The following is a 15,449-nucleotide window of genomic DNA, read 5'->3' on the forward strand; positions in this document are numbered from 1 at the left end:
TTATATTAAAAATTTTTGATATAGTTTTTTATTAAAATAAAATTTTATTCGCATTTTGCCGCTTTAAAAGCTTCTGTCATAGCATTATCAAAAGATGATTCTTTTTTATTTTTCTTAAAAATTTTTTTTTCTACTTCTTTAATTTTTAAAGTAAGATTTACTAATCTATTTTTTCTATCAATATTAATTATTTTACCTTCAATACTATTGTTTTCCTTAAAATATTTCATAAAATTTTCAATTTTACAATTTACTTGATCAGATAATTTTATATTACCTAATATACCATCTGAAAATTTTATAGTTATTATTTTAGGATCAACATTAGTAATAATACCATTAATAATATAACCTTTTTTTTGTGCTATAATATAATTATTTAATGGATCATCTTTTAATTGTTTAATCCCTAAAGATATTCTTTCTCTTTCAGAGTCTACTTGAAGAACTACAGCTGTAATTTCGTTCCCTTTTTTATAATTATGTACTTCTTCTTCACCATTATTAATCCAAGACAAATCAGATAAATGAACTAAACCATCAATACCTCCACTTAAACCAATAAAAATACCAAAATCTGTTATAGATTTTATCTTACCTTTAACTTTATCTCCTTTATGATGGTTTTTTGAAAACTCTAGCCATGGATTAATAGTACATTGTTTTAGTCCTAAAGAAATTCTTCTTCTTTCTTCATCAATATCTAATACCATAACTTCTACTTTATCATTAACATTCACTACTTTTGAAGGATGAATATTTTTATTAGTCCAATCCATTTCAGATATATGTACTAATCCTTCAACTCCTTCTTCTATTTCAACAAAACATCCATAGTCTGTTAAATTAGTTACTCTTCCTAATGCTTTTTGATTTTCAGGATAACGTTGAGAAATAGATATCCAAGGATCTTCTCCTAATTGTTTTAATCCTAATGAAACCCTAATTTTTTCTCTATCAAATTTTAATACTTTTACAAAAATTTCTTCCCCTATATTAACAATTTCGCTAGGATGTTTTACTCTTTTCCATGCCATATCAGTAATATGCAATAATCCATCAACTCCACCTAAATCTACAAACGCACCATAATCAGTAAGATTTTTAACTAATCCTTTAATTTTTATACCTTCATGTAAATTATCTAATAATTGATTTCTTTCAGCACTATTTTCAGATTCTATTACTGCTTTTCTAGAAACAACTACGTTATTACGTTTCTGATCTAATTTAATAACTTTAAAATCTAATTCTTTCCCTTCTAAATGAAAAGTATCTCTTATTGGTCTAATATCGACTAAAGAACCAGGTAAAAAAGCTCTAATTCCATTTAAATCAACAGTAAAACCTCCTTTGACTTTACCAGTAATAATACCAGTAATGTTACTAATATTATTATATGATTTTTCTAATATTAACCATGATTCATGTCTTTTAGCTTTTTCTCTAGATAATATAGTTTCTCCAAATCCATCTTCTATAGCATCTAATGCAACATCTATTTTATCTCCTATTTTAATTTCAATATTACCTTGAGAATTTTTAAATTGTTCTATAGGAATATAAGATTCTGATTTTAAACCAGCATCTACCAATACCATATCTTTTTCAATAGAAATTATAATTCCAGTAATTATAGAACCTATATTAATATTACTTTTTAAAGATTTTTCAAATAATTGAGCAAAACATTCAGTCATATTGATAACTTTAACTATATAAAATAAATATCCACTTAAATCCTATTAAGTATTATTTTTTTAAAAAACTCATATAATCCATATTATGAGAAGTTAATTAGAATTATAGAAAAAAATATTAAAATATATTATATATATTTATATATTTATTTAAATCTAACATTAATATTATTTAACTGCAACTATACATATAATGATTAATTTGTAATTTAATTTTTTTAATTATATGAGTAAGAAATGTTCTAAATTATTATTTAATAATAACTAATTTTTTTAAAATCTTCAAAATAATTAGGATATGTTTTACTAATACAATTAGGATTGATAATACTTACTGGTTTATTAGATAGTGATAATAACGAAAAACACATTGCTATTCTGTGATCATTATAAGTTTCAATGATAGTACTTTGTATATTTTTTGGAGGAATTATAGTAATAAAATCTTGACCTTCTATTATAAAAGCTCCAGTTTTACGTAATTCGGTAACCATAGCAGAAATACGATCAGTTTCTTTAACACGCCAATTGTAAATATTTTTAATAGTAGTTATACCATTAGCAAACAAGCTAGTTACTGCTATAGTCATAGCGGCATCAGGAATATGATTCATATCCATATTAATAGAATTTAATTGATTACGAGAACAAGAAATATAATTTTTTCCATTATGTATTTTTGCGCCCATATATTTTAGTACATCAATAAATTTAATATCTCCTTGGATACTTTTTTTATTAATATTAATTAATTTAATTTTTCCTCCTTTAATAGCAGCTGCTGCTAAAAAATAAGAAGCAGATGATGCATCTCCTTCAATTATATATTCTCCAGGAGAAAAATAATTTTGGTTACCATTAATAATAAAATTATTATAATTATTATTATATACAGTTACACCAAAAATTTTCATTAATTTAATTGTTACATCAATATATGGTTTAGAAACTAAAGTATTTTTTATAAAAATTGATGTATTTATTTTTAATAAAGGACTAATCATTAATAATGATGTTAAAAATTGACTAGATATTGATCCATCTATCTCAATATTATTTATTCCAGTAAAACCTCCTTTTAAATGAATAGGAGGATAATTTTTATTATTTAAATATTCTATTTTAGCACCACCCATACGTAAAGATTCAACAAGATGTCCAATGGGTCTTTCTAACATACGGGGTTCACCAGTTAATGTAATATTACAATTTTTATTTAAAGATAAAAGAGCAGTTAATGGTCTTATAACTGTTCCTGCATTTCCTAAAAACAATGTTAATTTTTTATTACATTTGAAAAATTCATTATTTCCTATAATATCACAAATAGTATTATTACTAGATAAGTAATATTTAATACCTAATAATTTTAATGCATTAAGCATATAATTAATATCATCACTATTTAATAAATTAATTAATCTAGTGTGTCCTTTTGATAATGCAGATAATAATAATGCCCTATTAGAAATACTTTTGGATCCTGGCAATTGAATACAACCATTAATTTTATTAATAGGATTTAAAGTTAAAATATTTTTCATAATAAATTATTCTTTTTATAGAAAATTATATTGTTATTAATATTTTTATGTATATTTTTTTTCAAAATTATTCATAAATTTTATTAATGCTTGTACCCCTTCTAGGGGCATAGCATTGTATATTGAAGCTCTTATACCACCTATGACACTATGTCCTTTAAGAAAATATAATCCTTGTTTTTCTGCTTCTTGTAAAAATATATTTTCTATATTTTTTTTATTAATTTTAAAAACAATATTTGTTAGAGATCTATTTTTAATAGATATGTTATTTATATATATTTTACTATTATCTATAGTAGAATATAATAATTTTGCTTTTTTTTGATTTACTTTACTAATATATTTTATTCCTCCTTTTTTTTTTAACCATTTGACAACTAAACTAGATAAATATAATGAAAATGTTGGTGGTGTATTATACATTGAATTATTATCAGAAATAATTTTATAATTTAAAACAGATGGTAGTTCTTTACGATAACTATTTTTAATAATTAAATCATCTCTAATTATTACAATAGTTAATCCAGACGGACCAACATTTTTTTGAGTACTAGCATATATTATCCCATAATTTGCTATATTAATTTTTTTTGTAAGTATAGTAGAAGATAAGTCTGCAACAACAATTGTATTTTTAAGATTAGGATCTTCATTGATAGCTATACCTTCTATAGTTTCATTAGAACAATAATGAACATATATTGATTTATTATCTAATACCCATTCATTAATGGGTTTTATATATAAAATATTATTAATTATTTTTCTAACATGAATAATATTAGGTTTACAATATTTTTTGGCTTCTTCCATTGCTTTATAAGACCAATAACCAATATTTACATAATCAGCTTTTTGATTATAATTAAGTAAATTCATTGGAATAGCAGAAAATTGTGTTCTTGCTCCTCCTTGAAAAAATAATATTTTATATGTATTAGGTATATTCATTAATATACGTAAATTATTTTCAAATTCTTCAACTAAATTTATAAAATATTTACTACGATGACTAATTTCCATGACTGAAAAATTTAAATTATTCCAATTAATTAATTCATTTTGTGCTTTTAATAATACTTGATGAGGTAAAATTGCTGGACCTGGACTAAAATTGAATATTTTTTTCATTAATAATATCCATAAAATTTAATATTGTTAATATATATATTATATTTAAATAATATTTTTTAGGTATATTTTTTAGGTATAATTTTTTTTATGAGTATAAATGGACATTATAATACCAAAACTAGCAAAAACAACTATAAGAGAAGAACCACCATAACTAAATAAAGGTAAAGGTATACCAACAACAGGTAATAAACCACTAACCATACCAATATTAACAAAAATATAAAAAAATAATGACGACATTATACCACTAATTATAATTTTTCCAAAAAAATTTTCTGCTTTTAAAGCTAAAGTCATTCCTCTAAATATTAATATTGTATATAAAATTATTAATAATACCACTCCTATAAATCCAAATTCTTCTGCTAAAACAGCAAAGATAAAATCTGTATATTTTTCTGGTAAAAAATTTAATTGATTCTGAGTGCCATTTAACCATCCTTTACCTATCAATCCGCCTGATCCAATAGCTATTTTAGACTGAATAATATGATATCCTTTATTTAATGGATCACTTTCAGGATGAAATAACATTAAAATTCTTTCTTTTTGATATTCATGAATAAATCCAAACCATAACACAGGCATGAATAATAATATTATTAATAAATTATTAATAATAATTTTCCATGACAAACCTGATAAGAATAAAATACACAATCCAGAAATAAAAATTAAAACACCATTTCCTAAATCAGGTTCATTAATTACTAAGATAGTAGGAATAATAATTAAAACCATTATTTGAAAGTATGTTTTTAGAGACATAGGATGAATACTTTTATTTATTATTTTAGCTAAAACTAAAGGCATGGCTATTTTTATTATTTCTGATGGCTGAAATTTTATAAATCCTAAATCTAACCATCTTTGTGCACCTTTACTAACATGTCCTATGATATACACAATTATTAATGAAAAAATACAAAAAAAATATAATATAAATGCATATTTCTCATAATACTTTGGAGGTATTTGAGTAAATATTACCATTATAATAAATCCTAATAATATTTGTATTAATTTGTTTTGAAATATATACTCATTTCCTCCAGTAGCACTCCATGTAACTATAATACTTAAAGATAAAATTAACATAATACATATTAATAATATTATATCAATATGTAATTTTGTAACAAAAAAATTATTAAAAAATTTTTTATTTTTCATATTTTCATTTTTATAAATATATTATTTTTTTAAAAAATCTTTATCATGTGAAAAAATATAATCAAAAATTTTTCTCATAATATCTCCTATTACTAAATCTTTGTTATTTTCAATAATAATTACAATAGCTATTTGCGGATTTTTATAAGGAGTATAAGCTATCATAAGTTTATGATCCCTTAAATTATCTTTTATTACATGAATATTAGATTTTTTTTTATTATTTAAATTATAGACTTGTGCTGTACCAGATTTAGCTGCTATTATATATTTTGCAAATGATAAATTTTTATAGGCAGTACCATTTTTATGATTAGCTACTCCATACATTCCTCTTTTTACTAATTTCCAATATTGACTAGATACATTTTTAATTGAAGTATAATGTTTAGATTTAAAAGGATAATATTTATCATTTATTTTTATCTGTTTCAAAATATGAGGTTGTTTTACAATTCCATTATTAATTAATATTATTAATGCTTTAGCTATTTGTATAGGTGTTGTATACCAATAACTCTGTCCTATACCTACTGATATAGTGTCTCCTACATACCAAGAATCTTGTCTATTGTTTAACTTCCATTGTTTTGTTGGTAAATTACCTAATTTTTCATGAGCTAAATCAACATCTGTAAGTTCTCCATAACCAAATTTTTTCATCCAATGATGTATTTTATTAATTCCCATATTAAAAGCTATTTGATAAAAAAAAGTATCAGCAGATTCTTCTAATGATTTAATAAGATCTAAATAACCATGTCCTGTTTTTTTCCAATCTTTATAACGTTTATGATATTTTGGTATTTCCCACCATCCAGGATCAAAAATAATAGTTTTTTCATCTATTAATCCTAATTGCAAAGCAGCTATAGACATATATGGTTTAACTGTTGATGCCGGTGGATATATTCCTTGAATAGCACGATTAATAAATGGTTTATTTTTATTTTTTAATAAATGATTTAAAACGTTGTAAGTAATTTTACGTGAAAATAAATTTGGATTAAAACTTGGTGTAGAAACTATAGCTAAAATACTACCATCTTTAGAATTTAAAACAATAAGAGCAGAACGCACATTATGAGGTATTAATGATGTAATATATCTTTGTAATTTAATATCTATAGTTAAAAAAATATCATAACCTGCATACGGATTTTTTTGAGAAATTTGACTTATAATATGTCTTCTATTATCTACTTCTACTTTTTTATATCCAGTAATACCATGTAAAACGTTTTCATAATATTTTTCAACTCCAGATTTACCGATATTTTGACTATAAATATAGTTTTTTCTTTGTTTTTCTTTTATTAATTTACGTAAATCTTCAACACTAATTCCTGACATATATCCAAGAAAATGAGCACATATTCTACTATAAGGATAAAATCTTTTTTCATAAGATTGTAAAAAAAAACCTGAAAGTTTATATTTATTTAAAAAAAATCTTGCTACTTCAATATCAGTTAAATTTGATTTTACAATTATTGGATGAATTGTATCTTTTTGTAATCTTTTTAAAAAAAACTTAATATTTTTATCAGATATATGTATTATAGATCGTATCGTTATTATTTTTTTTACAACATCTTTATTTTGAAAAGGTAGAAAAGCTAGTTTATAATAAGTTTTATTCATAGCTAATAATATTCCGTTTCTATCATAAATTAATCCTCTCGTAGGTTCTAAAGGTAATAATTTAACATAATTTTTTTTAGCTTTTCTTTCATAAAAATTAAATTTTGTTATTTGTAAATTATATAAATTAAATAATAAAACAGATAAAAGTAATATAATAATTATTAGTAATAATATAATTCTTCGAAAAAATTTTTGAGTTTTTTTAATATTATTTTGAATAATATTAGAATCTAATGTCATTATATAATTATTTCCTTTTTTAAATAAAAAAACTAAAATTTATAATTAATAATTATTTTTATAAAAATAACAAAATTAATTTTTCTAAATCTATCCAAAAATATTTTTTTATATAATCATTAATTATAAATGATTTTATATTTATTTCTATTTCTAATAATAATTTAATTGACAAATATAATTGATTGTGAGTAATTTTTTTTAAAATTTTTTTTATAATAAAATATCTATTTTTAGGTATTAAAGATTTTTTTAATAAATAATAAAAATTATCTTTATTCATATTTCTTTTTAAGATTAAAAGTAAAAAAATATTTTTTTCTATTTTAGATAATATTAAATAAGGACTTATTTCTTCATATTTTAATTTTTTTATTATATTAATACTATGTTGTGTTTTTTCTAAAAATATTAAATCAATTAAATCATAATATTTTATAAATAAAAAATTATTTGTAATATCTAAAATAAATTTTACATTAATATTACTTTTTTTAGGATATAATAAAGATATATCCTTAAGTGTTTGATATAAAAACGTTAAATTATCTTCATATAAATAACACAATAATTTACAACAAGAATGATTTAATAATAAATTTAATTTTTTAATTTCAATAAATAACCAATTAATTAATTGAATATTATTTAGTTTATTACATATTCCTAAAAAAATACATTGATTATTGATGATTTTAAATATAAAACTAGAAGAAATAGCAATATCTGTATGAATTTCTAAAATAAGAATAATATCGATATTAATAATTTTAAAAAGATTAATTATTTTTTTTTTACAATTAATAAATATTTTTTTATCAAGAAAAATAAAATTTATTATTTCATTTTTATAAAAAATATTTCTTTCTAAAAACTTATGAAAAATATTATTCCATTCAGTATTATTATCTATAATAATAGAATTATATTCTATAAAACCTAATGTTTTCATTTTATTACGTAATGTAATAATAGTTTTTTTTATAAAAAAAGGTTCATTACCAGCTAATATATAGCAATTATATTTATTTTGATAAATCTCAATATCTATATTTTTTATTAAAATTTGATTCATAAAAAATATTATTTATTATTTTAAAAATTGAATAATTCTAATTATTTTAATAATATCATTAATAAAAAAATATAACAAAAAATATTATTAATATTTTATTTTTTTGTAACAATATTAAATATTTTATTTGGTATATAAATTGTTTTAATTACATTATAATTTAGTATAAATTTTGATATTTTATCATGATTAAATATATATTTTTTGATATTATCTTTAGAATTTTTATAACTATAGGGTATATTTATTATATATTTTTTTTTTCCATTAAGTTGTACAACAATATTAAATGAATTTTTCATATCAAGTTGAGTATTAATAACTGTAGGCCATGTTTCGTGATCGATATCATTATTATTTCCAATATATTTCCATAATACAAAAGAAAAATGTGGTGTAAATGGATATAACATTTTAATTATAACCATTAATGCATCATGAATAATAATATGATCTTCTAAAGAAGAAATTTTATATTTTATTATTTTATTAACTAATAACATTATTGATGAGATTGCTGTATTAAAAATTTGTTTTTTTTCGATATCATTTGAAACTTTAATTATTATTTTATTTATATATTCTTGTAACAATTTTTGTTTTAAATTTATTTTTGAATAAAAAACTTTTTTATTTATATTTTCTATATTACAATTAAATTTATTATGTTGAAATATAAATTTCCATATTTTTTTTAAAAATCTAGACATTCCTTTAATTCCTGATTCTTTCCATTTTAAAGATATACTAGGAGGAGCAGCAAACATTATAAAAATACGTAAAACATCAGCACCATATTTTTTTATGATATTTTTTGGATCTATACCATTATTTTTAGATTTAGACATTTTAATCATACCATTGTATATTAGTTTTTTACCTGTATTATCCTCAACATCAATGATATTATTATTTTTATCTCTTTTTTTTATAATAACTTTATCAGGTGATATCCAATGATATTTATTATTTTGATCTATATAATAAAATGAATCAGCTAATACCATACCTTGACATAATAAATTTTTTACAGGTTCATCATTTTCTAATAAATTAAAATCTCTCATTAATTTATGAAAAAATCTAAAATATATTAAATGCATAGTAGCATGTTCTATACCACCTATATATTGATCAACTGGTAGCCAGTATTTTACTGAAGATTTATTTAACATTTCTTTATTATTTTTAGGACAGGTATATCTTGCATAATACCAAGAAGATTCTATAAAAGTGTCAAAAGTATTTATTTCTCTAATTCCTTTTTTGCCATTTAAATTGTATTTAAACCAATTTAAATTATCATTAATTTTTTTATTATAATTTTGTTGTGTATTATTACTAAATATTCTACTAGGAAATGATATTGGTAAATCTTTTTCTGTTAAAGGAAGAATTTTTTTATTATTTAATATAATAACAGGTATAGGTGTACCCCATAAACGTTGTCTTGAAATACTCCAATCTTTTAAGCGATAATAATTTTTTTTTTTTATTATATTATGTTTAATTAAATATTGTATTAATAATTGAATATTATTTTTATTATAATTAAAATTATTAATTGTTAAATTTATATTTTTATTTATAATAATAGGTATATTATATTTTTTAGCTAATATTAGATCTGGTTTATTATGTGTAGGCATTCCAATACTAGCTTGAATATCATAATGATTAGAAATTTTATTAACAATTAATATTGGTATTTTTTTTTTTGTCACTGAATCAATAGCAAATAATTCACTGTTAATAGATTTTTCTTCAATAGAATTAATTTGTAATGACAAATTACATAATTTTATAAAATTATTAATTTTAGTATTTACATAAGAAATTTTTGAAAATAAAGAATGATTAAATAATATTTTTATAAAACAAATATTTATATAAAAATAAATATTTTTTATAAAAACTTGAATTTTATCATTACTATTAAAAATATTAAAATTTACTTCTAATCCTTCTATTTTACCTATCCAATTAATTTGCATAGTTTTAACTTTTTGTGGCCAACCATGTAATTTTTTTAATGAATTTAACAATTCTTCAGCATAATTAGTAATTTTAAGAAACCATTGAGAAATAGATTTTTTTATAACTTTACTATTACATCTCCAACAACGATTATTATGTACTTGTTCATTAGCTAATACAGTTTGATCTATTGGACACCAATTTACAGGTGAAATTTTTTTATAAACTAATCCATGATTATATAATTTTAAAAAAAACCATTGTTCCCAACGATAATAATCAGAATGACAAGTTGTTATTTCTCTATCCCAATCAAAACTAAAACCTAATAATTTTAGTTGTTTTTTCATATAGTTAATATTATTATTAGTCCATACGTCTGGTCTAATATTATTATTCATAGCTGCTGTTTCTGCAGGCAAACCAAAAGCATCCCAACCTATAGGATGTAAAACATTTTTACCTAACATACGTTGATATCTAGCAATCACATCTCCAATCGTATAATTACGTACATGTCCCATATGTAATTTTCCTGAAGGATAAGGTAACATAGAAAGACAATAAAATTTTTTTTTATGTTTATCTTCAGTAGCCTTAAATGTTTTATTTATATCCCATATTTTTTGTACATACAATTCTATTTCTTCAGGTAAATATTCTTTTTTCATATTTATGAATACCTTATCTATTTTATTTAGACTACTTATTAATAAATAAGTATTGTTTTTTATAAGTATAATATGTCATTTTTTGTATAAAAATAATAAAATTATTTGAAATAAATAACATATGTAATAAAGATATTTAATATTATTAATTTTTAAATATAAATATTTAATTTTTTAAAATAAAATAATTATTAATAATATCAAATTATATTTATATAATAAAAAATTTTTTTATATAAATTAATATTTACATATTATTTTTATATAATATAAATTTATATATAAAAAATTATTTATAAGGATTAGAATATCCAAGAATAGTAAGTAACTTAATTTCTTCTAATTGCATTATTTTTTTTTTATTTTTGTTAAAATGATCAAATTTTAATAAATGTAAACTGGAATGTATAATCATATGTGCCCAATATTCTTCTATTTTTTTATTATATATATAAGCTTCATATTCAATAATATCTTTACATAAAATAATATCTCCTAAGAAAAATTTTTTAAATAAGTAATCTTCATAAGGAAAACATAAAACATTAGTTGTTTTATTAATATTTAAAAATTTAATATTAAGTTTTTTAATTATTGTCTTTTCTACAAAACTAACATTTATTACAAATTTTTTTTTATAATTATTAAAAATAATATACAACCAATTATATAAATTATTCTTTGAAGGTAAATTATTTTTATTTTTACAATAATTATTATAATTTAATATAATTTTTTTCATTTATTATTTACCAAATAAATATATAATATTTAAAGTTATTTATTTATTTAAATTAATATAAATTATTAATATTAATTGTCATTTAAAGAAATAAATTTACCATGTAATGAATATAAATAAAAAGCAGTAATTTTTACATTAACTAATTTTCCAATAAAATTATATTTATTTAGAAAAAAAACAACTCGATTATTTTCTGTTCTACCGAAAAAAAATTGTTCATTTTGAGGTGATATTCCTTCAACTAAAATAGTTTGTATAGTATTTAACATTTTTTTACTATTTTTTTTTATTTGTTTTTTGATATAATATTGTAAGATATATAATCTCTGTTTTTTTTCATATTCACTAATGTTATCAGTTAATTTACTTGCTGGAGTCCCTGGTCTAGGAGAATATATAAAACTAAAACTCATATCAAAATTAATATCTAATATTAATGAAATAGTTTGATAAAAATCATTTTGTGTTTCTCCAGGAAAACCTACAATAAAATCTGAACTAATTTGTATATTAGGTCTAACAACTCTTAATTTTTTTATAATATTTTTATATTCAATAATATTATATCTTCTTTTCATTAATGATAAAATTTTATTAGAACCACTTTGTACAGGTAAATGAACAAAACTAACTAATTGAGGTATTTTATAATATGTTTGAATTAATTCATCAGAAAAATTTTGTGGATGACTGGTAGTAAATCTAATTCTCTTAATATCTTTAATTTTAGAAACTTTTCTTAATAATTCGGAAAAATTACATACATTATTTTCTAAATCTGTATATTTATAAGCATTAACATTTTGTCCTAATAAATGAATTTCTTTAACTCCTTGTTTAGATAAAATTTTTATTTCTTTAATAATATCTTGATAAGGTCTACTAACTTCTTTTCCTCTTGTATGTGGTACAATACAATACGTGCAATATTTATTGCAACCTTCTATTATAGAAATAAATTCACTAATATTCTTTTTTTTTGGTAATGGAAAATAATTAAATTTTTCTATTTTTGGAAAACTAATATCAATTAAATATTTTTTAAATATACGAATTTTTTTAACCATCATAGGAATTCTATGTAAAGTTTGTGGACCAAAAATAATATCTACATGATTAGCTCTATTTAGTATTTTTTTACCTTCTTGTACAGCAACACATCCTCCAACACCAATAATAATGTTAGGATTTATTTTTTTTAAATTTTTCCATCTTCCTAATTGATGAAATAATTTTTCTTGTGCTTTTTCTCTAATAGAGCATGTATTTAATATAATTATATTAGCATTATTTATAGTTTGAGTAAGTTTACAATTTAATTCTTTTACCATCAAATCAGCTATCTTAGATGAATCATATTCATTCATTTGACAGCCCCAAGTTTTAATATATAATTTATTGTTTAACATAAGAATTTATTATTAATTTTATATATAAAATATATATAAATAAGAGTTATTTTAAAAAAATATTACTGGGGTACCTGGATTTGAACCAGGGATGCCGGTATCAAAAACCGGTGCCTTAACCTCTTGGCTATACCCCAAAAAATATATAAAACAAAAATTTGCGGAAGACGAGACTTGAACTCGTATATTATAATAATTCCAGAATCTAAATCTGGTGCGTCTTCCAATTCCGCCACTTCCGCTAAAATTTTTATAGCTACGATGGGAATTGAACCCATGACCTCAGCGTTATGAGTGCTGTGCTCTAACCATCTGAGCTACGTAGCTAAAATTATATAAGTATATTATGTAAATATAAAATTAGAACGTCAACTAATTTATTACTTTAAATGAATATTTTTTATGAACTATATTATAAAAAAATGGTATTTAACTTATGTATAAAAAAAATAATACTTATAAAAATAATTTTATTTATCAAATTATCAATAATGATTTAAAAAATAAAAAATACGGTATGATATATACAAGATTTCCTCCGGAACCTAATGGTTATTTACACATTGGACATATTAAATCGATATGTTTAAATTTTACAATAGCAAAAGATTTTAATGGTAAATGTAATTTAAGAATTGATGATACTAACCCTGTTAAAGAAAATATTAAATATATAGAATCTATAAAAAAAGATTTAATTTGGTTAAATTTTCAATGGTCAAATAATATTAAATATTCATCAGACTATTTCGATCAATTATATAAATATGCTATAGAATTAATTAATAAAGGATTGGCATATGTTGATGAATTAACATCAGAAGAAATACGTGATTATAGAGGAACTTTATTAATCCCTGGCAAAAATAGTCCATATCGAAATAGAAGTATAAAAGAAAATTTAAAATTATTCAATAAAATGAAATTAGGTAAATTTCCAGAAGGTAGTGCATCTTTAAGAGCAAAAATAAATATGCAATCTAAAACTATTATTTTGCGAGATCCTGTTTTATATCGAATTAAATTTATTCAACACCATCAAACAGGAGATAAATGGTGTATATATCCTATGTATGATTTTGCTCATTGTATTGCAGATGCTCTTGAGGAAATTACACATTCATTATGTACATTAGAGTTTCAAGATAATAGATTATTATATGATTGGATTATTAATCATATAAGTATAAATCATCATCCTAAACAGTATGAATTTTCTAGGTTAAATATAGAGTATTCTATACTCTCAAAAAGAAAAATGAATTTATTAATAAATAATAAAATTATAAATAACTGGAATGATCCTAGAATGTTAACTATTTCAGGATTGCGAAAAAGAGGTTATACTGCATCATCTTTAAAAGAATTTTGTTATCGTATTGGTGTTACAAAACAAAATAATATGATAGAGATGGCATCTCTTGAATCTTGTATTAGAGATGAATTAAATAAAAATGCTCATAGAATTATGGCTATATTAAAACCTTTAAAAATAATTATTACAAATTTTCCTATGACAAAAGAAAAAATTCAAATTATTGCTCCTAATCATCCTAATAATAGGATTATGGGTTTTAGAGATATTTTTTTTACTAAAGAAATATATATAAATAAATCAGATTTTATTGAAAAAGATACAGAAAATAATAAAAAATTGACCTTAAAAAAAGAAATACGATTAAGATATTCTTTTGTAATAAAAGCTAATAAAATTTTAAAAAATAATAAAGGAAAAATTATTTGTGTATATTGTACTTATGATTCTAATACATTAGGTAAAAAATTAAACAAAGATCGAAATGTAAAAGGAGTTATTCATTGGTTATCAATTTCTCATTCTATTCCAGCTATCTTTCGAATATATAATAATTTATTTACAAAAAAAAATATTGATAATATTAATATTAATAATATTTTTAATTTTATAAATAAAAAATCATTATTAATATATAATGGTTTTATTGAAAAAAATATTTTAAAAAAAAAACAAAATAAATCATTTCAATTTGAAAGAGAAGGTTATTTCTGCTTAGACACAAAAGATTCTAATGAAAAAATGTTAATTTTTAATCAAATAACATCATTAAAAAATAAATTTAAAATATAATTTTAAATTTATTTATAA

Annotated in this window: 10 protein-coding genes and 3 tRNA genes; 1 reads left to right on the forward strand and 12 read right to left on the reverse strand. The window is 20.3% G+C overall.

The genetic code is table 11. The features are described 5' to 3' along the window. Nucleotides 1-44: 44 nt before the first annotated feature. The 12 genes from rpsA to GJT80_RS01625 all read right to left on the reverse strand — a co-directional run bounded on the left by rpsA (nucleotide 45) and on the right by GJT80_RS01625 (nucleotide 13,651). Nucleotides 45-1,700, reverse strand: coding sequence for a 30S ribosomal protein S1 (gene rpsA / locus GJT80_RS01570; protein WP_168867638.1), 1,656 nt, complete (start codon nucleotides 1,698-1,700; stop codon nucleotides 45-47). 254 nt (nucleotides 1,701-1,954) lie between these two features. Continuing rightward, nucleotides 1,955-3,244, reverse strand: coding sequence for a 3-phosphoshikimate 1-carboxyvinyltransferase (gene aroA / locus GJT80_RS01575; RefSeq protein ID WP_168867639.1), 1,290 nt, complete (start codon nucleotides 3,242-3,244; stop codon nucleotides 1,955-1,957). Nucleotides 3,245-3,289: 45 nt separating this feature from the next. After that, the gene (gene serC, locus GJT80_RS01580; protein WP_168867640.1) at nucleotides 3,290-4,381 is read right to left on the reverse strand and encodes a 3-phosphoserine/phosphohydroxythreonine transaminase; all 1,092 of its coding nucleotides are present in this window, start codon (nucleotides 4,379-4,381) and stop codon (nucleotides 3,290-3,292) included. A 72-nt stretch (nucleotides 4,382-4,453) separates the two neighbouring features. Then, entirely contained in the window at nucleotides 4,454-5,560 is a 1,107-nt protein-coding gene (gene rodA / locus GJT80_RS01585; protein ID WP_168867641.1) for a rod shape-determining protein RodA, read from the reverse strand. A gap of 21 nt (nucleotides 5,561-5,581) precedes the next feature. After that, on the reverse strand, nucleotides 5,582-7,447 hold the full coding sequence (gene mrdA, locus GJT80_RS01590; RefSeq protein ID WP_168867642.1) for a penicillin-binding protein 2: 1,866 nt from the start codon (nucleotides 7,445-7,447) through the stop codon (nucleotides 5,582-5,584). Nucleotides 7,448-7,505: 58 nt separating this feature from the next. Further along, complete coding sequence (holA, locus tag GJT80_RS01595; protein ID WP_168867643.1) at nucleotides 7,506-8,522, reverse strand: DNA polymerase III subunit delta; 1,017 nt, start codon at nucleotides 8,520-8,522, stop codon at nucleotides 7,506-7,508. Nucleotides 8,523-8,617: 95 nt separating this feature from the next. Further along, the gene (gene leuS, locus GJT80_RS01600; RefSeq protein WP_168867644.1) at nucleotides 8,618-11,170 is read right to left on the reverse strand and encodes a leucine--tRNA ligase; all 2,553 of its coding nucleotides are present in this window, start codon (nucleotides 11,168-11,170) and stop codon (nucleotides 8,618-8,620) included. 289 nt (nucleotides 11,171-11,459) lie between these two features. Then, nucleotides 11,460-11,912, reverse strand: coding sequence for an rRNA maturation RNase YbeY (ybeY, locus tag GJT80_RS01605; protein WP_168867645.1), 453 nt, complete (start codon nucleotides 11,910-11,912; stop codon nucleotides 11,460-11,462). A gap of 71 nt (nucleotides 11,913-11,983) precedes the next feature. Beyond that, on the reverse strand, nucleotides 11,984-13,324 hold the full coding sequence (gene miaB, locus GJT80_RS01610) for a tRNA (N6-isopentenyl adenosine(37)-C2)-methylthiotransferase MiaB (RefSeq protein WP_168867646.1): 1,341 nt from the start codon (nucleotides 13,322-13,324) through the stop codon (nucleotides 11,984-11,986). A gap of 65 nt (nucleotides 13,325-13,389) precedes the next feature. After that, nucleotides 13,390-13,461, reverse strand: a tRNA-Gln gene (locus GJT80_RS01615). Between the two features lie 22 nt (nucleotides 13,462-13,483). Next, nucleotides 13,484-13,566: transfer RNA gene (locus GJT80_RS01620), tRNA-Leu, on the reverse strand. A gap of 11 nt (nucleotides 13,567-13,577) precedes the next feature. Continuing rightward, a tRNA-Met gene (locus GJT80_RS01625) sits at nucleotides 13,578-13,651 on the reverse strand. A 109-nt stretch (nucleotides 13,652-13,760) separates the two neighbouring features. Between GJT80_RS01625 and glnS the strand changes: the two genes are divergently transcribed. Beyond that, nucleotides 13,761-15,431 (forward strand): glutamine--tRNA ligase, encoded by a 1,671-nt coding sequence (gene glnS / locus GJT80_RS01630; protein WP_168867647.1) that lies wholly within the window; start codon nucleotides 13,761-13,763, stop codon nucleotides 15,429-15,431. The last annotated feature ends 18 nt before the right edge of the window (nucleotides 15,432-15,449 follow it).

It is taken from the genome of Enterobacteriaceae endosymbiont of Plateumaris braccata (assembly GCF_012563325.1).
Taxonomy (GTDB): domain Bacteria; phylum Pseudomonadota; class Gammaproteobacteria; order Enterobacterales; family Enterobacteriaceae.

What these genes read in the sequence shown, in the direction of transcription:
- rodA (WP_168867641.1), bottom strand. Translation starts at nt 5,560, where the DNA reads ATGAAAAATAAAAAATTTTTTAATAATTTTTTTGTTACAAAATTACAT.
- holA (WP_168867643.1), bottom strand. Translation starts at nt 8,522, where the DNA reads ATGAATCAAATTTTAATAAAAAATATAGATATTGAGATTTATCAAAAT.
- serC (WP_168867640.1), bottom strand. Translation starts at nt 4,381, where the DNA reads ATGAAAAAAATATTCAATTTTAGTCCAGGTCCAGCAATTTTACCTCAT.
- miaB (WP_168867646.1), bottom strand. Translation starts at nt 13,324, where the DNA reads ATGTTAAACAATAAATTATATATTAAAACTTGGGGCTGTCAAATGAAT.
- rpsA (WP_168867638.1), bottom strand. Translation starts at nt 1,700, where the DNA reads ATGACTGAATGTTTTGCTCAATTATTTGAAAAATCTTTAAAAAGTAAT.
- aroA (WP_168867639.1), bottom strand. Translation starts at nt 3,244, where the DNA reads ATGAAAAATATTTTAACTTTAAATCCTATTAATAAAATTAATGGTTGT.
- glnS (WP_168867647.1), top strand. Translation starts at nt 13,761, where the DNA reads ATGTATAAAAAAAATAATACTTATAAAAATAATTTTATTTATCAAATT.
- mrdA (WP_168867642.1), bottom strand. Translation starts at nt 7,447, where the DNA reads ATGACATTAGATTCTAATATTATTCAAAATAATATTAAAAAAACTCAA.
- leuS (WP_168867644.1), bottom strand. Translation starts at nt 11,170, where the DNA reads ATGAAAAAAGAATATTTACCTGAAGAAATAGAATTGTATGTACAAAAA.
- ybeY (WP_168867645.1), bottom strand. Translation starts at nt 11,912, where the DNA reads ATGAAAAAAATTATATTAAATTATAATAATTATTGTAAAAATAAAAAT.